General features: G+C 29.1%; 23 protein-coding genes and 1 other RNA gene. 4 read left to right on the forward strand and 20 right to left on the reverse strand.

Annotated features, from left to right (window positions below; genetic code table 11):
* Window positions 1-25 precede the first annotated feature (25 nt).
* Entirely contained in the window at window positions 26-1,576 is a 1,551-nt protein-coding gene (locus I2E98_RS00820) for a ClC family H(+)/Cl(-) exchange transporter (RefSeq protein WP_195467088.1), read from the forward strand.
* A gap of 65 nt (window positions 1,577-1,641) precedes the next feature.
* On the opposite strand, the gene I2E98_RS00825 is transcribed toward I2E98_RS00820, so the two are convergent.
* The gene (locus tag I2E98_RS00825) at window positions 1,642-2,508 is read right to left on the reverse strand and encodes a hypothetical protein (RefSeq protein WP_195467089.1); all 867 of its coding nucleotides are present in this window, start codon (window positions 2,506-2,508) and stop codon (window positions 1,642-1,644) included.
* 187 nt (window positions 2,509-2,695) lie between these two features.
* Here I2E98_RS00825 and I2E98_RS00830 point away from each other — a divergent pair, with 187 nt between their 5' ends.
* Complete coding sequence (locus I2E98_RS00830; protein ID WP_195467090.1) at window positions 2,696-2,920, forward strand: hypothetical protein; 225 nt, start codon at window positions 2,696-2,698, stop codon at window positions 2,918-2,920.
* A 46-nt stretch (window positions 2,921-2,966) separates the two neighbouring features.
* Window positions 2,967-3,331, forward strand: an RNA gene (rnpB, locus tag I2E98_RS00835) — RNase P RNA component class A.
* A gap of 218 nt (window positions 3,332-3,549) precedes the next feature.
* Here rnpB and I2E98_RS00840 read toward each other — a convergent pair.
* The 5 genes from I2E98_RS00840 to I2E98_RS00860 form a co-directional block, all read right to left on the reverse strand.
* On the reverse strand, window positions 3,550-4,335 hold the full coding sequence (locus tag I2E98_RS00840) for a Nif3-like dinuclear metal center hexameric protein (RefSeq protein WP_195467091.1): 786 nt from the start codon (window positions 4,333-4,335) through the stop codon (window positions 3,550-3,552).
* Between the two features lie 9 nt (window positions 4,336-4,344).
* On the reverse strand, window positions 4,345-5,037 hold the full coding sequence (locus I2E98_RS00845) for a class I SAM-dependent methyltransferase (RefSeq protein ID WP_195467092.1): 693 nt from the start codon (window positions 5,035-5,037) through the stop codon (window positions 4,345-4,347).
* A gap of 183 nt (window positions 5,038-5,220) precedes the next feature.
* Window positions 5,221-6,351, reverse strand: a complete 1,131-nt coding sequence (gene rpoD / locus I2E98_RS00850) for an RNA polymerase sigma factor RpoD (protein ID WP_195467180.1) — start codon at window positions 6,349-6,351, stop codon at window positions 5,221-5,223.
* An 8-nt stretch (window positions 6,352-6,359) separates the two neighbouring features.
* Window positions 6,360-8,144 (reverse strand): DNA primase, encoded by a 1,785-nt coding sequence (gene dnaG, locus I2E98_RS00855; RefSeq protein ID WP_195467093.1) that lies wholly within the window; start codon window positions 8,142-8,144, stop codon window positions 6,360-6,362.
* Window positions 8,145-8,371: 227 nt separating this feature from the next.
* Window positions 8,372-9,400, reverse strand: coding sequence for a deoxyguanosinetriphosphate triphosphohydrolase (locus tag I2E98_RS00860; protein ID WP_195467094.1), 1,029 nt, complete (start codon window positions 9,398-9,400; stop codon window positions 8,372-8,374).
* A 161-nt stretch (window positions 9,401-9,561) separates the two neighbouring features.
* On the opposite strand from I2E98_RS00860, the gene I2E98_RS00865 reads away from it, so the two are divergent.
* A complete protein-coding gene (locus I2E98_RS00865) occupies window positions 9,562-10,611 on the forward strand; it encodes a CotS family spore coat protein (protein ID WP_195467095.1) in 1,050 nt (349 codons plus the stop codon).
* Between the two features lie 234 nt (window positions 10,612-10,845).
* Here I2E98_RS00865 and ppdK read toward each other — a convergent pair whose 3' ends face one another.
* The 14 genes from ppdK to I2E98_RS00935 form a co-directional block, all read right to left on the reverse strand.
* Entirely contained in the window at window positions 10,846-13,476 is a 2,631-nt protein-coding gene (ppdK, locus tag I2E98_RS00870) for a pyruvate, phosphate dikinase (protein WP_195467096.1), read from the reverse strand.
* Window positions 13,477-13,559: 83 nt separating this feature from the next.
* Window positions 13,560-14,198: a helix-turn-helix transcriptional regulator gene (locus I2E98_RS00875; protein ID WP_195467097.1), complete on the reverse strand. Its 639-nt coding sequence runs from the start codon at window positions 14,196-14,198 to the stop codon at window positions 13,560-13,562.
* Window positions 14,199-14,385: 187 nt separating this feature from the next.
* On the reverse strand, window positions 14,386-14,982 hold the full coding sequence (locus I2E98_RS00880) for a DUF4342 domain-containing protein (RefSeq protein WP_195467098.1): 597 nt from the start codon (window positions 14,980-14,982) through the stop codon (window positions 14,386-14,388).
* A gap of 8 nt (window positions 14,983-14,990) precedes the next feature.
* Complete coding sequence (gene recO / locus I2E98_RS00885; RefSeq protein ID WP_195467099.1) at window positions 14,991-15,740, reverse strand: DNA repair protein RecO; 750 nt, start codon at window positions 15,738-15,740, stop codon at window positions 14,991-14,993.
* Window positions 15,741-15,747: 7 nt separating this feature from the next.
* A complete protein-coding gene (gene era, locus I2E98_RS00890; RefSeq protein WP_195467100.1) occupies window positions 15,748-16,638 on the reverse strand; it encodes a GTPase Era in 891 nt (296 codons plus the stop codon).
* Window positions 16,639-16,647: 9 nt separating this feature from the next.
* Window positions 16,648-17,049 carry a cytidine deaminase gene (locus I2E98_RS00895; RefSeq protein WP_195467101.1) on the reverse strand — a complete coding sequence of 134 codons (402 nt, stop codon included), beginning with the start codon at window positions 17,047-17,049 and terminating at the stop codon, window positions 16,648-16,650.
* A gap of 124 nt (window positions 17,050-17,173) precedes the next feature.
* Window positions 17,174-17,875 carry a diacylglycerol kinase gene (locus I2E98_RS00900; protein WP_195467102.1) on the reverse strand — a complete coding sequence of 234 codons (702 nt, stop codon included), beginning with the start codon at window positions 17,873-17,875 and terminating at the stop codon, window positions 17,174-17,176.
* A gap of 23 nt (window positions 17,876-17,898) precedes the next feature.
* A complete protein-coding gene (ybeY, locus tag I2E98_RS00905; RefSeq protein ID WP_195467103.1) occupies window positions 17,899-18,399 on the reverse strand; it encodes an rRNA maturation RNase YbeY in 501 nt (166 codons plus the stop codon).
* A 120-nt stretch (window positions 18,400-18,519) separates the two neighbouring features.
* Window positions 18,520-20,583, reverse strand: a complete 2,064-nt coding sequence (locus I2E98_RS00910; RefSeq protein WP_195467104.1) for an HDIG domain-containing metalloprotein — start codon at window positions 20,581-20,583, stop codon at window positions 18,520-18,522.
* Window positions 20,584-20,613: 30 nt separating this feature from the next.
* On the reverse strand, window positions 20,614-21,753 hold the full coding sequence (yqfD, locus tag I2E98_RS00915) for a sporulation protein YqfD (protein ID WP_195467105.1): 1,140 nt from the start codon (window positions 21,751-21,753) through the stop codon (window positions 20,614-20,616).
* A gap of 7 nt (window positions 21,754-21,760) precedes the next feature.
* The gene (gene yqfC / locus I2E98_RS00920) at window positions 21,761-22,039 is read right to left on the reverse strand and encodes a sporulation protein YqfC (protein WP_195467106.1); all 279 of its coding nucleotides are present in this window, start codon (window positions 22,037-22,039) and stop codon (window positions 21,761-21,763) included.
* Window positions 22,040-22,144: 105 nt separating this feature from the next.
* On the reverse strand, window positions 22,145-22,597 hold the full coding sequence (locus I2E98_RS00925; RefSeq protein ID WP_195467107.1) for a GatB/YqeY domain-containing protein: 453 nt from the start codon (window positions 22,595-22,597) through the stop codon (window positions 22,145-22,147).
* A gap of 30 nt (window positions 22,598-22,627) precedes the next feature.
* Window positions 22,628-22,804 carry a 30S ribosomal protein S21 gene (rpsU, locus tag I2E98_RS00930; protein ID WP_003441547.1) on the reverse strand — a complete coding sequence of 59 codons (177 nt, stop codon included), beginning with the start codon at window positions 22,802-22,804 and terminating at the stop codon, window positions 22,628-22,630.
* Between the two features lie 123 nt (window positions 22,805-22,927).
* A complete protein-coding gene (locus tag I2E98_RS00935) occupies window positions 22,928-23,272 on the reverse strand; it encodes a histidine triad nucleotide-binding protein (RefSeq protein WP_195467108.1) in 345 nt (114 codons plus the stop codon).
* Window positions 23,273-23,324 lie beyond the last annotated feature (52 nt).

Genomic DNA, 23,324 nt, shown 5'->3' on the forward strand with positions numbered 1-23,324 from the left:
TACTATCTTTTGAGGTGATAACAAAATGAAAAACTTCGATGTAATTACTCATACAGAGGAAAGGAATGTAAAACTAGTTCTAAAAGGCCTGTTAGTTGGTATAATAACATCATTTATAGTTATACTATATCGTTTTGCCTTATCATATGCTGAAGATTTTGCATTCTTTGTTTACAGCTATATTAAAACTCATAAGTATCTTATACCTCTTTGGTTTATTATTCTAATAGTTTTAGCTTTTATAGTAGGAAAACTTATAGATAAAGAACCCTATATTAGTGGTAGCGGAATACCTCAAGTTAAAGGTATTATGGGTGGATACTTAAAAAACAGACCTTTATCTATACTAATTAACAAATTTATAGGTGGAACTCTCTCAATTATCTCTGGATTATCATTAGGAAGAGAAGGTCCATCAGTTCAACTTGGAGCCTGTACTGGTGACATAATAAGCAAAAAATTTAATAGTACAAGATTAGAAAGAAGGCTTCTAATAAGTAGTGGAGCTACTGCTGGTTTAGCTGCTGCTTTTAATGCACCTTTATCTGGAGTACTATTCTCATTAGAAGAAATATATAAATATTTCTCTCCACTAGTTTTATTAGCAACAATAACTTCTGCCGTAGCTGCTGATTTTATTTCTAAACAATTTTTTGGACTTGATCCAGTATTTCACTTTGCTAATACAATTCCAATTCCTTTAAAAAATTATTGGCTTTTATTAGTTTTAGGTATCTTATTAGGCATATTTGGTGCTTTTTATAATTGGGTTACATTAAAAACTCAGAATTTATATGCTAAATTAAAATGCTCCACATCCACTAAACTAATGATTCCATTTTTACTTGCCGGAATATTAGGGCTACTATTTCCAGTTGTTTTATGTGGAGGTCATGCAGTTATAGAAGAACTTAACCTTAGTGCAACATTAAGTCTTTTATTATTAACTTTAGTTGCTAAATTTTTATTTTCAATAATAAGCTTTGGTTCTGGTGCACCTGGAGGTATATTTTTCCCACTTCTTATAATAGGCGGAACCTCTGGAGCTGTTTTTGGTTATATTGCAATAAATTATTTTGGAATTAGTCCTGAACTTTTTAATAATTTTATAATTTTATCTATGGCTGGATATTTTACTGCAATAGTTCGTGCTCCTATAACTGGAATAATATTAATAACTGAAATGACTGGTTCATTTACACATTTATTATCACTTACAATAGTTTCAATAATAACATATATAGTTGCAGATTTATTAAAAAGTGTTCCTATATATGATTCCCTACTAGAAAATCTTCTACTTAAAAATAATATTAATGAATATCATAGTCATAGCAATAAAAAATTGATTATAACTAATGTGGTTCATTTTGGTTCAAAAATAGAAAAAACTACTTTAAGTTCTCTTAATTTACCTGAAAACACACTTGTAGTATCTATTAAACGTGGTGAGGATTCTATAGTACCAAAAGGTAATACTATAATTAGAGCTGGTGATACAATACTAACAATGACAGACCTAAAAGATGAGTGGAAAGTTAGAGAACTTATGGATTCATTAACAACTATAGAATAGTTTTTTTAATAAAAAGGGAGGATTACTCAAAATACTAATAAGTTTTGAGTAATCCTCCTTTAATTTTATATACCAAATACAGGTCCTGTGATATTTCTCTCATAACGTTCTATAAAGCCCAATAATATATAAACACAAGCTATCACACCAAAAATATTTCCAACATTTATAGCTATACTAGGTTGTAATAAATCATTATACTGTGTTTTTCCATATTTCTTATATAATTCATCATATCTAGTAAAAGCTATATTTGCAAGTATAACCCTTGATAAGAAATAACAAATAGCTGATTGAATTGCAGGAATATCTGGATTTATTTCTCTATTTTTATTCTCTTTATATTTATCATGAACTAGTTGTATACTCTCTACAATACTTATATATGCAAGATAATCTGCATAAAACCTTATATTTATGGCATCTAACTGTGAAAGTATCAATGACAATTCTTTCCTAGCATCTATAGAAATATCTTTAATTTTGTGTACTTCATAAGTTCCTATAAACCCAATAGTAATAAAAAAGTATGTTAATACTTGAAATCCATCTCCTATTGTTATATCTAATTCTGGTTTTAATGAATGCTCCTTTTCTCCCCTTACAAGTTTTTTATATAAATGATTATATCTCTCTATATCAACATTCACCAATATTAACTTTGATACTACTTCTAAGTAACCAGATTCAATTGCTTCTACTTCTGAAATTATCCTTTCATTATTATTTCTGCTAACTATATATTTAATTGCATTAATAGTTAAATTATAAAATACAATATCTGAAATTATAAACAAATAAGTTGAGATTAATGCACTATTTAATAGTGATAACTCTTTTAAATCTTCTTCACTAAACTCAAAATATCTTTCTTTCTCACTATCATTTTCTAAATCAATATTCTTTTTTTTAAATGACTTATTATGTCTCACTTTTTTCTCCTTATCTTATGTTCATACTTCATTATATACTTATTTAATTATTAGTGAGACTTAATTTATTTGTCTTGTATATACTTTCTAAATAATGACTAAAACTTTACCATATAAAACTTTTTTATTACTGTATTTTAATATTAGTGCATATATTATAATAATAACAATTGCTGGAGTTGAAATAATGTCAAAGAAAACTGATTGGGGAAAAGTAATTAGAGATACAGTTGATCAAATAATATGTGCAATTAAAACCCCTTCTGCTAGACCTAAACAACCAAATTGTCCAAATCCTAAAGCTAGAATCTGTATTTTAATACTTATGGGAATAACATTATTATTTTCAGGAATAGGTATCTATAGTTGGATAATAATTATAATGTTGTTCGTAATTTTAACTTTTGTATAAAAAAACTATTTGTAATATTTAATAATATATGTTATTATAAATTCTGCGAGTGATACATGCAATCGCTGCTAGCTTTAAAGCTAGGAGAGGAAAGTCGGAGCTCCATAGGGCAGGGTGCTGGTTAACGGCCAGTCAAGGCGACTTGAAGGATAGTGCAACAGAGATATACCGCCAGAAGTTTTTAAACTGAATTCACTTTTGTGACTGGTAAGGGTGGAAAGGCGAGGTAAGAGCTCACCAGCATGGTGGTGACATCATGGCTATGTAAACCCCACCTGGAGCAAGACCGAGTAATGGCATTATGGGATTGCCCGTCCCGCCATGTGGTGTGTCGCTTGAGCTTGCTGGTAACAGTAAGCCTAGATAGATGATTGCTTAATACAGAACTCCGCTTACGGATCATCTCGCAACAAGAAAAACACTAGGTTTAAACCTAGTGTTTTTCTTTTACTCCAATATAATTTTACTTTATTTTAAAATTAAATATTACTAAGTAACACTAAAAGGAACATTCCAATTAATGTTCCTTTTATTATTATAAATTATATTGTTATCTTATATATAATTATACTTAATTGACTTAAAAACATAGATAGTTAACATAATCTACGTCTTTTTAAGACGTATACCTAATAAAAACTATATGGGTCAACTTCAACATTTGATGTTATAAAATCAATATCCTCAAATTTTTCTTTTAATTTTTCCATTACATTAAAGAAAACTATTTGTTCTGATCCGAAATGTCCCACATCTATAATGTTTATTCCCATTTCTTTATAATCAGAAGCAAAATGATATGTTGTATCCCCTGTAATTATAGTATCTACACCCAAATTTACAGCTTTACCTATAAAATCTTGCCCACTTCCATTTATTATTGCAATTTTTGAAATATTATCATTACCCTTAACAACTCTTAAATTATTAATTTTTAATGATTTCTTTACTTTCTCAACTAACTCTTCTAAAGTAGTTACTTCTTGAAACTTTACTATTCTCCCAAGGCCAGCGCTTTCTTCTCTTTTATTTTTTTCTAATATCTTAGAATTTTCAAATCCTAACATTGATACTATTGTATGATTTAAGCCATTTTCTACTGAATCTAAATTAGTATGACTTGAATAGAGAGAAATATCATTTTTTATAAGCTCTATTATCTTTTTACCTTGTAATGTATCTGTTGTAATATTACTTGGTTTTCTAAAAATAAGAGGATGATGTGTTATTATTAAATCAACATTTTCTCTTTTAGCTTCTTCAATAACCTTTAATGTACAATCTAAAGCTAATAATATTTTTTTTACACTCTTCTCTCTATCACCAACCATTAAACCTACATTATCAAAATCCTCTTTTAAGAATGTTGGTGCTATTTTTTCCATTTCTCTAATTATATCATTAACTTTCTTCATAAACTCACCTTATATATAATTTAACATAGAAGTAATAATATTTATTTTTTCATTTATCTCTTCTCTTCTTTTATTTGCACTTACAGTAGCTTCTGTTATAAATCCTAAAATTCTATTATATTCATCTAATTTAAATTGTAGATAATCTTTCATTAATGGATTTTTACTTCTTAATAATACAGGACTTATTTCATAGTATATACTATCTAATTCAGTTGCATTTCCTTCAGCACTTCTTACCTTAAATAATTCATAATATATTCCTTCATCAAAACATAAATCTTCTTTTATAATCTCATAGTTATTTGTATATAAATATTCTCTTAATACCTCTGGATTTTGAGCTGGAACTAAAATTAAATAATCAACTGCTTTTACTTTATCTATATCAGCCTCTAATATATCCCTTATTAAATTTCCTCCCATTCCAGCTATAACAACTTCATTTGCCTCATTTAGATTAAGTGGTTCAAATCCTCCACCTAATCTAAATTCAAGTTCATCTCCAAGCCCTTCTAAAACAGCATTAAGTCTTGCTTTATCTAACGGATCCTTGTTAATATCACAAGCAATTGCTTTTTCACAAAGTTCTCTTTCTAATGCTATTAAAGGAACATATCCATGATCAGTACCTATATCTGCAAGTGTATCAACCTTTTCTAAATTCTCGATTATAAATTCAATTCTTTTACTAACATCCATTTTAACTACCTCTAATATTATAATTATTTAATCTTTTGTTATCATTTAAAATAACAATTTTATAAATATGATTATTTTCTTATATTTATATTTACTTTATTAACTTATGTTATTTCATAAAATTTATTTAATTAATATATCCTATCTAATGCAAAAATTAGCACCAATGATGGTGCTAATTTACTAATCTAAGTAATCTTTTAGTTTCTTACTTCTAGATGGGTGTCTAAGCTTTCTTAATGCCTTAGCTTCAATTTGTCTAATTCTTTCTCTTGTTACATTAAACTCTTTACCAACTTCCTCAAGAGTTCTAGCTCTTCCATCATCTAAACCAAATCTTAATCTTAGTACTTTTTCCTCTCTTGGAGTTAGAGTATCTAATACATTTATTAATTGCTCTTTTAGCATTGTAAATGCTGCTGCTTCTGCTGGTGCAGGAGCATCATCATCAGGAATGAAGTCTCCTAAGTGAGAATCTTCTTCTTCTCCTATAGGCGTTTCTAAAGAAACAGGCTCTTGCGCTATTTTTTGAATTTCTCTAACCTTTTCTACTGGTAAATCCATAACTTTAGAAATTTCTTCTGGGAATGGATCTCTTCCTAATTCTTGTAATAACTGTCTTTGTACTCTTATTAATTTATTTATTGTTTCTACCATATGAACCGGTATTCTAATAGTTCTAGCCTGATCAGCTATGGCTCTTGTAATCGCTTGTCTTATCCACCATGTAGCATAAGTTGAAAATTTAAACCCTTTTCTAAAATCAAACTTTTCTACAGCTTTTATTAAGCCAAGATTTCCTTCTTGAATTAAGTCTAAGAATAACATTCCTCTACCAACATATCTTTTGGCTATACTTACAACAAGTCTAAGGTTTGCTTCAGCAAGCTTCTTTTTAGCATACTGACTTCCTTCTTCAATTTTTTTTGCAAGCTCCATCTCTTCTTCAGAAGATAGTAGAGGTACCTTTCCTATTTCCTTTAAGTACATTCTTACAGGGTCATCAATTGCAATACCCTCTGGTACTGATAAATCTATTTCCTCTTCAACCATGTCAATATCATTAGCTGCACCTTGAACTTCTATTCCCATTGATTCTAAAACTTCATAGATTTTTTCAATTTGCTCTGGACTTAGATCTATATTTTCTACCTCATCTAATATTTCTTGATATGTTAGGACACCATTTTTTTTACCTTTATCAAGTAGGTTTTTAACAATATTCATTCTACTATTTCTATCTTGGCTATCCTTAGGCTTATTCTTATTTACTTTTGTTTTTTCTTCCACTAGCTGACTACCTCCTTTCGTTATATGACCAACTATAATACTCTCTTAATTTCTTTCAACTTTTTAGTAACACTTGCTAACTCTATGGCTAATTTTATTGATTCTTCAATTTTCCCTTGGTTTTCAAGCTCTTTTTGTTCTTTTCTTAGTTGATCTATTCTTTGCTTTAATTTATATGAATGTATTTCATTAATGAAATCATTAATTTGAACTTTAACATCATCTGCAAAGAATATATTCTCTTCTCTGATTTTGACTAATTCTCCAATAGATTTTGTATTATTTAGCTTTGATTCTATAAATGAATCTATATTATTTATATTTTCCCCTTTAGCTAACATAATAACAGTGAAAATTTCTTTATGTTCTAGCAAAATAAAGTCGTTTTCTGATATTCTTTCCTCTATATACTGTAGATACTCCTTATTTTCTAACATAATTTTTAAAATTGCTCTTTCTGCTTTTAAAAATCCAGGTTCTACATATAATTTTGACCTATCTTCTTCCTTATTATTCCTAAAATTATTTTCTCTATTATCTTTCATCTTACTTTTGAGAATATCGTATAAAGTCTGTTCTTTTATACCAGTATTTTCCGATGCTTTTTTTATATAAACATCCTTTTCCATAGGATCCAAGTCCGAAATTATTTCCATAATTCTTTTCGCATATAATATTAAAGATTGACTATTTTTAAAATCAATTCCTTCTTCAGCTTTTTTCATTCTATAATCAATTAAAGGTTCTGCTGAATTAATTAATTTTAAAAACGCTTCTTTTCCATTACTACGTACATATTCATCCGGATCTTTTCCCTGTGGAATATTTAACACTCTAACATCAAACCCAGCAGTTCTTAAGATTTCTAGTCCTCTTAATGTTGCCATTTGCCCTGCCATATCTGCATCATATGAAATTATAACTTTATCAGCATATCTTTTTAGCAGTCTAGCTTGGTTGATAGTAAGTGCAGTTCCTAATGATGCTACTACATTAGTAATACCATATTGATGTAAAGATATTAAATCCATATATCCTTCAACAATTACAAAATACCTTTCACTCATATTATGCTTTAACGCAAAATTTAAACCATATAAATTAGTTCCTTTTTGAAATACTAAAGTTTCTGGCGAATTTAAATATTTAGGTTTTGAATCATCTAGTACTCTTCCACCAAATCCAATTACTTTTCCTTGATAATCAAATACTGGAAACATCACTCTATTTCTAAACCTATCATATTTTCTACCTTTTTCTTTATTTACAGAAATAAGTCCAGCTTCTTCTAATAAAACATCATTAATACCTTTTTTTCTTAAATAAAACATTAAACTGTTCCAACTATCATTAGCAAATCCTAAACCAAACTTTTTAATTGTTTCTTCCTTAATGCCTCTATTTAAAAAATATTCTTTTGCATTTTGATTATTCATAAGATTTGAAAAGAAAAACTTTGCTGCTTCAACATTTACTCTATACAACAAATCTTTTTTCTTTGCTGATTTACTTTTCTCTCCATTATTAATTTCCAAAGGAATATTGGCTCTATTCGCCAAATATTTTACGGCTTCAATAAAAGGTAAGTTTTTGTCTTTCATCACAAAAGAAATAACATTTCCAGCTTCTCCACAACCAAAACACTTATAAATTTGTTTTTCTTGTGATACTGAAAAAGATGGTGTTTTTTCATTATGAAAAGGGCATAGTCCTGTGAAGTTTCTTCCTGCCTTCCTTAGCCTAACCCTCTCCGAAATTACATCGACAATATCATTTTGTGATTTTATTTTTTCTAAAATTTCCTCAGAAATCTGCAAGGAGATCCCTCCTTACTATAATAATATTTATCCACTCTATATAATTCGACATATTATTATAAATTCCTTCTTTCTTTTTAAATTAAATTTATTTTAACATGTCTTTATTAATTAGATTTCTATTTTAATTCTACCCTAATATTATTTATTCTATTTCTATTATTAAAATCCTTTTTATTCTACAAAATTTATTATTCCCAATTCTTTGTATTATACAACTTTTTTTACTAATAAATTACAAACTTTGGTACATATATTTTATTAAATGTTGAGAGACAATAATCATCTGTCATTCCAGCAATATAATCTGCAACTCCTCTTTTTAATCCTTCTTCATTTACTATCTTTTGATATAGCTCTGGTAACTCTTCACTATGTTTATAATAATATTCTATTACATGAGTTAGAATAAACTTTGCTTTTTCTCTCTCCTCTTTTAATACATTGCCTAAATATATATTAGAAAACATATATTTTCTTAACTCTATCATGGCTTCCTTAACTTCATCACTTTGTTTTATATCATATATTCCATTTTTTAAATTTTTTTGTGTTTCCTCTATCATATCTGTAACCAAAATTTGAATTCTTTCAGAGTGACTATTTCCTAAAACACTAATAGCCTCTTTAGGTAAACATTCTTCCCTTAAAAGCCCTGCTCTAATGGAATCATCAATATCATGATTTAAATATGCTATTTTATCACTATATTTAACTATTCTACCTTCTAATGTTTTTGAATTATTATCCTTACTTCCCAATCCACTATGATTTAATATTCCATCAATAACTTCTCTTGTTAAATTTAATCCCTTTCCATTCCTTTCTAGCTTTTCAACAATTCTTACACTTTGTTCATTATGCCTAAATCCATTATCTAAAAAGCTATCAAGTACTTCTTCTCCATTATGAGCAAAAGCTACATGCCCCAAATCATGCCCTAAAGCTATCGCTTCTATTAACATCTCATTTAATCCTATTCCTACCCCAATGGTTCTTGCTATCTGCGCTACTTCTAGAGTGTGAGTAAGTCTAGTTCTATAATGATCTCCAAAAGTACGTATGTATACTTGGGTCTTATGTTTAAGCCTCCTGAAAGATTTACAGTGGATTATCCTATCTCTATCGACCATAAAACAAGTTCTAATATTATCAGCTTCCTCATATCGTAATCTTCCACTACTTTTATTACTATGAATAGCTTCTGGAATTAATGTCAAGTCTTCGTTTTTTTCTATTCTTTCTCTTATATTCACTTAACTCACCTCCAAATAACTTATTCTATATTTTTCTCAAAAACCCTCTATTTTATATCCTAATAATAAATTATTATATGGTAATTCATTTCTATGATATGTATATTTATATATTTTCCATAATATTATTATAATAAGAAATTTATACAAGGAGTTTTACAATGAGTAACGATAATAAGGTTATAGATATTGATAATATAAAAAAATATATATTGCCTAAATTTCTTTTACAAGATGCCACTATTACTATGGTAAAATTTAAAGATACTGAAAAACAAAGAGCCGTTTTTAAAGTAACTTCTAATAATAAAAATTATTGTTTAAAAAAAGTTTACTATGATGAAGAAAATTTACTTTTTGTTTACTCTGCAATGGAGTGGCTCTATAGAAATAATATAATGGTTCCTAAATTATTACCTTCTATAGATAATAGTAGATATATATATTACGAAGATATGCTATTTATATTAACCCCTTGGGTTGAAGGTGAAAAATGCAATTTTGACTCCCTTACTGATATAAGGCTTTCAATTAAAACTCTAGCTAAATTACATAAATGCTCTAAAAACTTTACACCAATTCCAGGAAGTACAAATAGAGTTGGATTAGAAAACTACTATTTATCTATAAATAAACATTTTAATGATCTCCTTCAAACTGCGAATTTAGCTTCAACATACAAGGATAAGTTTTCAAAACTTTATCTAAATAATTTAGATAGCAACTTATCTTTAGCAAAACTTTCACTTGAAATAGCTTCCTCAATAGATACCTCTAATTTAAATATATCTTTATGTCATGGTGACTATGTAAATAAAAATATATTAATAAATAATAATGATGTTTGGATAATAGATTTTGATAAATGTAAAATAGACTATTGCGCTCATGATTTGGCTTATTTTTTACGAAGACTTTTAAAAAGAGCAACTACAAATTGGAATGCTGCTCTAACTATAGATATAATTAATACTTATCTAAAAGTTAATAATTTAAATGATTGTGATCTAAAATATATTTTAGCTTATTTAGCATTTCCTCAAAAATTTTGGAAAATCTCTAAAGATTATTATAAAAATATAAATAAATGTAATAAAAATTCTTTTATTGCCTTATTTACTAAAGGTCTTGATAGATCAGCTGATCAGCTTGAGTATATTACTAACATGATTGAAATATTCCAAACCTACTACAACATCAAATTTTACTAAAGCGTTAATGCCGTGATGACGAAAATTAATGATATAACCTCCAGTAAGTCATATAATTTCGCTAAGAATTTATATAATACTTCCTTCCGGTAATATCATTAATTTTTCTCTATCACTGGCTTTAAAGCTTAGATCTACAAATTTCTGCATACCCCCTTAAAAGTTAGCTATAAAGGGGCACGTTATAAGCAGATACATGTAGAAAAAAAGGAACGCTTTCGCGTTCCTTTTTTATTATCTTGGATTTTTTACTTGTGCTTGTGCAGCTGCAAGTCTTGCAACTGGTACTCTAAATGGTGAACAAGATACATAGTTTAATCCAACATTATGGCAGAACTCAACTGATGATGGATCTCCACCATGTTCTCCACAAATACCTAACTTAATGTTTGGTCTTGTAGATCTACCCTTTTCTGCTGCAATTTTAACTAATTGTCCTACACCTGTTTGATCAAGCTTAGCAAATGGATCTTGTTCATATATCTTTCTTTCATAATAATCTGACAAGAATTTAGCAGCATCATCTCTTGAGAATCCAAATGTCATTTGTGTTAAGTCATTTGTTCCAAATGAGAAGAATTCAGCTTCTTTTGCTATCTCATCAGCTGTTATAGCTGCTCTAGGAATTTCAATCATTGTACCAACATGGTAGTCTAATTTAACTCCTTTTTCCTTCATAACTTCTTCTGCTGTTTTAACAACTATATCTTTAACAAACTTTAATTCTTTAACTTCACCAACTAATGGAATCATAATTTCAGGAACTATATCATACCCCTTAGAAGTTTTTACTTCTATAGCAGCTTCTATTACCGCTCTAGTTTGCATCTCTGCAATTTCAGGATAAGAAACAGCTAATCTACATCCTCTATGACCCATCATTGGATTGAACTCATGTAAGCTTTCAACTGTAGATTTTAGCTCTTCAAAAGCTAATCCCATAGTATTTGCAAGTTCTGCTATCTCATCATCTGTATGAGGTAGGAACTCATGTAGTGGTGGATCTAAGAATCTTATTGTAGCTGGCATTCCTTGAAGTGCTTCATAGATTCCAATAAAATCTTTCTTTTGCATTGGAAGTAATTTTTCAAGTGCTGCTCTTCTTTCCTCTTCATTCTTAGCTACTATCATTTCTCTCATAGCCATAATTCTATCTTCTTCAAAGAACATATGCTCTGTTCTACAAAGTCCTATACCTTCTGCTCCAAACTCAACAGCTTGCTTAGTATCTCTTGGATTATCAGCATTAGTTCTAACATTAAGTTTTCTTATTTCATCTGCCCATCCCATGAATGTTGCAAAATGACCAGAAATCTCTGGAGTAACAGTCTTAATAGCTTCTCCATATACACTTCCTGTAGAACCATCTATTGAAATATAATCATTAGTTGTATAAATTTTACCATTTGCTTCTAATGTTTTTTCTTCTTCGTTAACCTTTAAATCTCCACATCCAGCTACACAACAAGTACCCATACCTCTTGCTACAACTGCAGCATGAGAAGTCATACCTCCTCTAACTGTTAAGATACCTTCAGCAGCTATCATACCTTCAATATCTTCTGGAGAAGTTTCAAGTCTTACTAAAACAACCTTTTCTCCTTTTTCTGCTCTTTCCTTAGCTTCTTCTGCAGTAAATGCAACTTTACCACAAGCAGCTCCTGGAGATGCTGGAAGTCCTTTTGCTATTACAGTAGCTTTTTTCATTTCAGTTGCATCAAATGTTGGGTGTAATAAAGAATCTAATTGCTTAGGTTCAACCTTAAGAATAGCTTCTTCCTTTGTCAACATTCCTTCTTCAACTAAATCAACAGCAATTTTTAAAGCAGCTTGAGCTGTTCTCTTACCATTTCTTGTTTGTAAGAAATATAACTTACCTTCTTCAATAGTAAACTCCATATCTTGCATATCTCTATAATGATTTTCAAGCGTATTAACTATATCCATAAATTGTTTGTATATAGCTGGATTTTGCTCTTCTAGCTTAGCTATTGGAAGTGGTGTTCTAATACCAGCAACAACGTCTTCACCTTGTGCATTCATTAGATATTCACCATATATTTCCTTTTCTCCAGTTGCGGCATTTCTTGAGAATGCAACACCTGTTCCAGAAGTATTTCCTTTATTACCAAATACCATTTGTTGAACATTAACAGCTGTTCCCCATTCGCCTGGAATATCATTTAATCTTCTATAAACAATAGCTCTTGGGTTATCCCATGATCTAAATACAGCTGTAATAGCTTCAATCAATTGTACTGTTGGATTTTGTGGGAATTCTTCACCTTTTTCTTTTTTGTATAATTCTTTATACTTTACAACTAATTCCTTTAAATCATTTTCATCTAAATCAGTGTCATATTTAACACCTTTTGCTTCTTTTGCTTCATCTATTAAATTTTCAAATAATCTCTTTTCTATTCCCATAACAACATCTGAGAACATTTGAATAAATCTTCTATATGAATCATAAGCAAATCTTGGATTTCCTGTTGCTGTTGCAACAGCTTCTACTGCAACATCATTCAAACCAAGATTTAATATTGTATCCATCATACCTGGCATTGAAACTCTTGCCCCAGATCTTACAGAAACTAATAATGGATTTGTGTTGCTTCCGAATTCTTTTCCTGTTATTCTTTCTAATTCTTTAATATTTGCATGGATTTCTTCTACAACTGAATTTGTAATTTGCTTTCCATCCTCATAATACTTGTTACAAGCCTCAGTTGTAACTATAAATCCTTGAGGAACAGGAATCCCTATTCTAGTCATTTCTGCTAAATTTGCCCCTTTACCTCCAAGAAGGTTTCTCATTGAACCATCACCTTCACTAAAAAGGTAAACATACTTTTTCTTCTCCATCTCAATACTCCTCCGTTCATACAATAAATATATACTAACAAGACTTAGTCTCGTAGTTACCCTAGTTACCCTTTAAATTACCCTTAATTTGCTTCTCCAAGATTAACAAATAGTTTTGTTATGTTCGTCTTAGAAATTTTGCCAACTATTTTTAAATTAACTTTTCCATTGTCTGATTCGTAGGATTTTTCTACTATTGGTATACTATCAATTTCATGTTCTATTATTTTTTTAGCTAGTGAATAAGCACTATCCTCTGGATAGCCATAAATTATATTAGGCATTCTTGTCATGATGACACCAACTGGAACTTTATGTATATCTGTTCCTCCAATTGCTATCTTAAGAAAATCCTTTCTTGAGGCTGCTCCAACTAAATTACCATTGTTTTCAACAAATAATGTTCCTACATCATGTAAAAATAAATGAACAATTGCATCATATACAGTAGTATCATCGTTAACGGTTACAGGCTTTGACATGATATCCCCAACCTTTATTTTGGATAAATTCTCCAATATCTCCCCGTCAATCTTTTTCCCTAAATACACATAACCTACTTTAGGTCTAGCATCTAAAGTACCAGTCATTGTAAGTATTGCTAGGTCTGCTCTTAAAGCAGCTCTTGTAACTCCAAGTTTTTCCGCTATGGATTCACTTGTAATTGGCTGCCCATCTTTAACTATCTTAATTATTGCCTCTTGTCTTTTTGTAAACTTCAATGCTATCCCTCTCTTCGACTATTTAAGGAATATTCAGACAATTAAGAATGTTTTTTATTTACAGTATAATTATAACATTTTCTCATTTTTTGACTATGCTTAATTTTCTGAAAAATCACTCATTTTAACTGAATATCCCTATCCTTCCTAATTATTCTAGACTATATCATTGTTTTTCTTTTAATTTCTATTTTTTGCCATCTTCATCATTAAAATTTACAGTGTAAGTAAAAGTATTGCTTTCATCTTCTTCTTTTTCTTTAAATTTATTTGGCATCTTTATTCCATCTAAATTTACATCTTGAACTTTTTCCTTAACCTTATCTGCAAAATCATTTGCTTTATCTTTCGCTTCATTAACAGCAGCTGATATATACTTATTAACAACCTCTACTGTACCATCTGCTTTTGTTATTTCAATTGTAACTTGAGTCACTACTGCTGCTACTACAACAAATGCTAATATAGGTGGAATTATTATTGCTATAACGCCTGCAGCTATTCCTGCATTAACTGGAACATCAACTAACTTTTTCCCATCTTTAGTTATTTTAATTCTAGTAACATTTCCTTTATTTATTAAATCTTTTAACCATATCTTAAACTCATCAATAGTTTCAGATTTATTAGATTCATTTACATTATTATATTTTGATTTTTCTTCAAGTAATATAATTGCATTTAAAACATCTCCATTTGATATTTCTAATGCATTTTTTGCTTCTGCATAGCTTACTCCAGTTCTTTCTCTTACTTGATCAACTTTTTCCAATGTAATATCCATATTGCTCCCTACTCCTTTATATAATTTAGCATTTCTAAACTTTTTGGCTTTCTTGAATAATTTGAATTTATTATAAATGTTGTTACTTTTTCTATTTGCTTTTTTACATCTTTATTTATATTTAACCTATAAATTTTATCCATAGGTATATTATTTAAAAATCTTAAAGCATTATATCCTGCTCTTGAGATATAAAGTCCATGCTCTTTATTGCACTCTGTACATATACCTCCAAAATGAGACAATGAAATATAGTCACTAGTCCCTATTGTTTTTTTACAAATACTACATTTATCAAACTGCAATCCATATCCTGTTGCATTCAATAATCTCAACTCAAAGGCTCTTATTAATAACTCATAATCCATTGCATCAGTATTTAATAAATATAAACAAGTAATAAATTCTTTAAATAATGCTCTATTTACTTCCCCTTCTTGCACACATATATCTATTAATTCACAAATATATGATGAATAGGTAAGTTTATCTAAATTGTTTAGTAATCCTTGAAATGAATTTATAATTCGTCCTTCCTGAAGATTATATAAATTTCTTCCCTTAAAAAATATATAATCCCCAAAGCATAAGGGTAAAGTTAAGCTTAAATTTTTACTTTTGCTTTTCTTTGCCCCTCTAGCTATAAATGTTATTTTCCCTATTTCTTCACAATATGCCCATATAAGCTTATCATTTTCTTTATAATCTATAGCCTTAATTATTATAGCTTTAGTTTTTTCAATAGACAGAATACTCAACTCCTATCTACTTTGTCTTTTTATATCCTAGTTCCTTAAGTAAAAGTCCGTTATCTCTCCATTCTTTTCTTACTTTTACCCATATCTTTAAATTAACTTTAGCTTTTAAAAACCTTTCTATTTCGTATCTTGCAGTCTCTCCAATTTTCTTTAAAGATGCACCATTTTTTCCAATTATTATTCCTTTATGTGAGTCCTTTTCACATATTAGATCTACTTCTATATGATATGTTCCATTCTCCTTTTGTTTCATTTGAATAATATCAACAGCTATTCCATGAGGAATTTCATCTCTTAAATTCTTTAATGTTTTTTCTCTTACTATCTCTGCAACAATAAATCTTTCATTAACATCTGTAATCATATCTTCTGGATAGTATTGAGGTCCTTCTGGCATTTTTTCTACCATTAATCTCACAAGAGTATCTACGTTTTTTCCTTTTAATGCCGATATTGGTACTATCTCTGCAAAATCATACTCTTTTGAATACATATCAAGTGTTTTAGCAACCTTTTCATGGCTATTTTCATCAACCTTATTAACAACTAAAAATACAGGTGCTTTTTGTTGCTTTAATGCTTCTAATATAAACTTATCTCCTCTTCCAATTTCATCGCAAGGATTAATAATGAATACAACTAAATCCACTTCTTTTATAGAGCTAGTTGCTGCATTAACCATATAGTCTCCTAGCTTATTCTTTGGTTTATGTATTCCTGGAGTATCAACAAACACTAATTGATAATCATCTCCAGTTAATATTGTCTGTATGTTATTTCTTGTAGTTTGCGGTTTATTTGAAACTATTGATAATTTTTCTCCCATTATTTGATTAGTTAATGTTGATTTTCCTACATTTGGTCTTCCTACTATTGTTACAAATCCTGATTTATACATATTAGCCTCCTAGCCCTTTAAGTCTTTTTTTGAAAAAACACCTGGTAATATTTCTTCAAAAGTTTTCATTATATAGTCATTTTCATTTTTTATTATTATTACTGGAATTTTTTCATCCACTACAAATTCCGCAATTACTTGTCTGCATATTCCACATGGATAAGTATATGCACTAGTGTCTCCAACTACAGCCACAGCCTTTATCTCTCTATTCCCTTCATGTACGCCTTTAAAAATAGCTGTTCTTTCTGCACAGTTAGTTGCTCCAAAAGATGCATTTTCTATATTAGATCCTGTATATATTTTTCCATCTTCAAATAATATAGCTGCTCCAACTTTAAAATTAGAATATGGACAATAAGCTTTCTCTCTTGCTTCTAAAGCACTGTGTATTAATTCTTTATATTTCATTCTTAATTCCTCCATCTAAATAGTATATCACATATAAGCAAAATTCTAAATCTTCATTTATCTGAAACTCTCCATTTCTATTTAATTAAATTACTTCTACAAAGATTTAAATTCTAACTTAAATTTATAATTTAAATATGGTAAATATCAATAAAGTTAATAATATTCCCAATACGCCCCCCACTATAACCTCAAATACAGTATGAACCTCTGAATCAACTCTGCTCTGAGCGGTAATAAAAGCCATTAAATAAGCTAATATTATACAAATAGGCTTCTCTGTTATCAAAGCTATTGCTGTAGAAATAGAAAAGGCTAATGCACTATGTCCACTAGGCATTCCACCTTTCAAAGGTGTACCTTCTCCAAAAATAGCTTTTATTATAACAACAGCTAAAACAACTATAACTAATGCTATTAATATCATATATGGTTCTGAATGTTTAATCTTATAGATTACTTCAAAAGAAAAATTAGAAAGTTTATCCCAAAATACAATATACCCTACTAGCAATGCATTTATCGCTGTCACAAGTACTGCACCAGCTGCTGTATTTTTTGCAACCTTAGCTAATGGATGATAATAATTCGTATTTAAGTCTACTGCCGCTTCTACAGCTGTATTAACTAATTCAGCACTAATAACCATTGTAATTGTTATTGCTAATGCTAAAAACTCTGCCTTTGATACATTAAAGAAAAAACAAGCAATTAAAACACCAATTGATGATATTATATGAATTTTCATATTTCTCTGAGTTCTTACAGCATCAACTACTCCATTAATTGCATGATTAAAGCTCTCTAATAATTTTTTCATCTCCATAAATTACTCACCCTACCCTATATTTATCTAGTTATATTTAAATTTCCTAGAATTTCTTCTTCTCTTTCTCTCATTCTTTTCTTTTCTTCATCCTCCATATGATCATATCCTAATAAATGAAGAATTGAATGTACTACTAAATAGCATACTTCTCTATTAAATGAATGATTATACTCTATACTTTGCTCTTTTGCTCTCTCTAAAGATAAAACCATATCACCTAATACTAGTTCATCACCATCTAAATATATTTCATTAAATTTAGTATCTTTATAAACATCTTTAAAAACTTTATCTTTAGGATACTCTAACATCGGAAATGATAGCACATCAGTGGCCTTATCCATTCCCCTTGTATCTCTATTTATCTCTCTTATTTCTTCATTATCCACAAATAAAAGTGATATTTGATAAGGAACATTCATCTCTTCAGCCTTTAAAGACTGCTCGCAAACTTCATTTATAATATTAATAAGTTCATCATTTACTTCTATTTTATCCTGTCTATTATCAGTATATAACATAAGTTCTCCTTTCAATTTTTTCATAATTTAAATTATGTATATTTTAAATTAGCGTTTTTTATTATAATGCTTTTTTGTAAACTTCGCAATTTAGATAAAAAAGGAGGTAATCCTCCTTTTTTATTCTTTACCATTTTCTTTAGGATACTCTATTCTATGATGATAAATTCCCTTTAAAACCTTTAAGAAACAAGTCTTTATAGTTTCTAAATCTTTAAAAGTTAAATCACACTCATTTAGTTGATCCGAATTCAATTTATCTTTCACTATATTATTGACCATATTCTCAATCTTATCGAATGTAGGCTCCTGAATTGATCTTACAGCCGCTTCAACACTATCCGCCATCATAATTATAGCAGCTTCCTTAGTTTGAGGTTTAGGCCCTGGATACCTAAAATCCTCTTCCTTTATACTATCTGGATCATCACTATTATTTTTTAATGTATAATAAAAATATTTAACTAATGTTGTTCCATGATGCTGTATCATCATATCACTTACTACACTAGGGATATCATATTCTTTTGCTAACTCTAATCCATCTTTAACATGAGATATTATTATAGAGGTACTTAAACCTGGTGAAATCTTATCATGCGGATTTACTCCCCCTATCTGATTTTCTCCAAAGAAAAGTGGTCTTTTTATCTTACCTACATCATGATAATAAGCTCCAACCCTAACTAACATTGGATTAGCTCCAACCTCTTCTGCTGCAACCTCCGCTAAATTTGCAACCATAACACTATGGTGATATGTTCCTGGTGCCTCCATTAATAATCTTTTTAATAATGGACTATTCGGATTAGAAAGTTCTAATAACTTCATATTCGTAACTAAACTAAAACTCGATTCTAAGAATGGCAATAATCCCATAGCCAATATTCCTGAAATAAAAGCTCCTAATGCAGCCAATGCCATATCAAATAATATCTTTTTTATATTATTTGATAAAAGTATTCCACTTGATAAAACAACAACAGAAACAGAAATTGCAACATAAACAGTAGAATACAATATATCATTTCTTTGACTAACCTTCTTTAATGAAGTGGATGCCACAATGGTTCCTACTATCCCTACTAAAATAATCTGAGGATCAAAACCTGCTATAACTGCAATAAGCATTAAATTTAAAAAATTTATTATAACTGAGACTTTATAATCTAAAAATACAGTAATAAGTATTGGCGAACATGCTATTGGAATTAAAAACAACGACACAACTGCAAAAACTCTTGTTGTTACTAATGATAATAAGTTTAATAATAGTATTAAAAATACAAGCTTAGTATTAAGAAGAACTTCTTTTCTTTCTTTTTTCAGATACATATATTGCAAAGTCAATACAAATAATACGTAAAACGCTATTATTATACAAGTATATATATAATCATTACTTATTCCTTCACCAACTAACCCTAATTCCGTAAGTATAGTTATTTGCCTTTGTGTAATTGGTTCTCCCTCTTTTACTATGATTTGATTTTTCTTTATCATGACTTTCGAAACACTTTTTAAGGCTTCTTTAACTGCTTCATCTGTCTTGGTCTGATCAAAAAAGTAATTAGGTTGTACTTGGCTATCACAAATTTCTTTTAAAATAGCTTCAATATTACTATCTAAATTCTGACTTTCTAAATAATCTTCAACAGTTTTTTTTGCTGCTTCTATTTCCTCATTATTTCCTTCTTCTATTTGGTTTTCATAAGCCTTATCAATTGCTGCTAACGCTATCCATTGCAATTCTGTATCTTTATCAACAGTCAAATCTAACAATGTTTTATATTGACTATCTGAAAGTTTAACTGCCTCTATCTTTTTTAACTCACTAATTTTATCTTTTTCTTCTATTTCACTACTTTTCAAATTTATTAGCTTATCAAAAAAAGTCTTTATATTTTGACTGGCTTCAATTTTGACTTCATTTTTTAAGGTAAATTTTTTCTCCACTTTCGCTGTTACTTCCTGCTCTTTTGCATTAGTAGCTTCCTCATCAATAATATCTCTAGGAGCTTTTATATCAACGCTAGCAATATCACCTTCAATAAAATTATATCTCTTAGGCGTTACAGCCGTCATTATTATAAAATAAACCAAAATTGCTGTAACAGTAAATAAGAATATTCTTTTCCATTTATCTTTATGTATATTTTTACCTACATTATTTTTATCTTTCATTTTGTTCACCTTCTCATCTTACCCTAATAATTAATAGTTTACTGTATCCTCGCTTACTATGTTTTGTTCTACAACAAATACAACATTCACCAACAAATTTTCTTCATCCTTCATTTCTTTATCTACTAATTTATCTACTATCTTTGCATCTCTACTCAATTCATTTAACAAGGATTTTTCTAATTGGTTCACAGCACTTTCTATTGCATCATTTTCTGATAAATTTATATCTTCTTCTATTCTTTCATAATATAACACCTTATTAAATATTTTACCACTCAATTCTATTTTATCATAATGTGTAAAGTCTTTTATAGCCTTTTTTAGATAAATTTTTTTACCAAAAATATTTATAAATATATCGCTATCCTTTTCTCCACTTCTCTCAAGTTGAGTTCCACTAACCTTTACATTCATAGATTTTTCATAAAATGTATTTGCTATAACTATTCCTCTTGGTGGTAAAATATATTCTCCTCCTTCATTTCCATCTATGCCTTCTATTACAACATCTCCAGCTTTAACTAATTGTCCACTTTTAACTTTTGCTCTACCCGCAAAAGTGTAAACTCTCTTTATTTCACCATCCATAGTAGCAACTAAATTTCCATATTCATAACTTTGCTCTTGTGGCGGATTTATCTTTTCTTCTACTAAAACCTTTAAAGTAGATCCCTCAATTCTAACTCTTAACCATAATATTTCAGAACTCATATTTTCTAATTGCTTCTCTATTTCTTTTACATCAATAGAACTTTTAGCAATTCCCGGTTTAATACCTATACTATTTAATTGCTTTCTTATTTCAAATGGCGGTATATTCTGTTGAACATCTACTTCTACAGCCCATATGTAAGTAGATAAATAATATATAATACATAAAAACATTAGCCCACCAATAACCAATGATAACTTCTTTTTAATATTGCCTAAAAAGAATACGAATCCTTCACTTTTTATAATATTTATTCTACCACCTAAACTTTCTACACATTCCCTTACTTCTGAATAATTCAAATAATCAATCTCTAATATTAAGGTTGCAAAATCTTTTTTCTTAACTTTATAGACTCTTATGTTTTTTCTCCAAAATAAATTTAATATCCTTTCAGTATTTAATACCTTAATCTCAACTAATATTTTTCCCTTTTTCATCTTATCTAAAGCCATTTTCTATTCACCTCACATACTCAATTGAATCAAAATAACCCTTAATAGTTATAGTTGATGCGGCTATATATAATATTTCAAACTCATGGCCTTTTATTTCTATTGGTGACATATTTGTATTTATTTTTATTTTTTCTCTCTCAAATACCATAATCCCTTTATGATTTTCTATAGTTACTTCATTTCTTCCTATAACAATAATCTTAGGTACATCTAATAATACATCTTTAGGGAGATCAAGCTTTTCAACTAAAACTTCTTTACCTCTTTTAATTTTATTTTCCATCGTTTCTCTCCTTTAAATAATACTCTCTCAATGTACTTTATGATTTTATTTTAAAGAAAATCACAAAAATAAAAAAAGAACTCAATTTACATTGAGTTCTTTTAATTATTTACTATTTAAATACTCTTTAACAATCTGACTAACAAGTTTTCCGTCTGCTTTACCTACAACCTTTGGTCTAACTGCTGACATAAGCTTACCCATGTCTTTCATGTTATTGGCACCCACTTCTGTAGCTGTTTCTTTTACAATTTGTAAAATTTCTTCTTCACTTAATTGCTGAGGAAGGTAACCTAGCAAGATTTCAATCTCAGATTTATTCTGATTAACTAAATCCTGTCTATTTCCCTTTTCAAATTCAAGCATCGTCTCTTTACGTTGCTTGACTTCTTTTGCTAATATTTCTATAACCTTATCGTCCTCAAGCGTAACACCATCGGTTTTTTCTACTAGCAATACAGCAGACTTAGCACTGCTTAACACATTAGCTCTAAATTTATCTTTAGATTTTAATGCTTCTTTCCAGTCCTCTTGTAGCCTTTCCTTTATTGTTGGCATACTTAAATACCTTCTTTCAAAAATTAAAAACTACTTGAATTTTCTCTTTCTTGCAGCTTCTGATTTTTTCTTTCTCTTTACGCTTGGCTTTTCGTAATGTTCTCTCTTTCTAACTTCTGAAAGAACCCCAGCTCTTGCGCATTTTCTCTTAAATCTTCTTAATGCACTTTCTAGTGTTTCGTTTTCTCCAACTTTGATTTCTGACATCTATTATCCCTCCCTCCGCTAGCTCAAATTAGTATCTTTAAATCAGCTACGGGCTTAATAACACATATTGTATTATACAATAATGCTCACAAAAATGTCAATATTATTTATACTATTTTTCTATTAACCTGGTGGCCATTTTAATTCTCTTGAGCCTAATATATGAAAATGTATATGATTTACTGTTTGACCGCCATCAGCCCCGCAGTTATTTACAATTCTATAACCTGAATCAGCAATACCTAGTTCCTTTACTATTTTATTTATTACCATGAAGATATGTGAAACTATTTCACAATTTTCTTTAGTTAATTCATTTGCGCTAGAAATGTGCTCCTTTGGTATTACTAAAAAATGAACTGGTGCTTCTGGACTTATATCATAAAATGCAAGTACCTTATCATCTTCATATATCTTCTTAGATGGAATTTCTCCAGCTATAATTTTACAAAAAATACAATCTCCCATAAATTCACCTCCTTTATCTAGTGACAAATGGCAAGTTTTCAGTGACAAATTA

It is taken from the genome of Clostridium sp. D43t1_170807_H7, from assembly GCF_015555905.1.
Lineage (GTDB): Bacteria > Bacillota > Clostridia > Clostridiales > Clostridiaceae > Clostridium.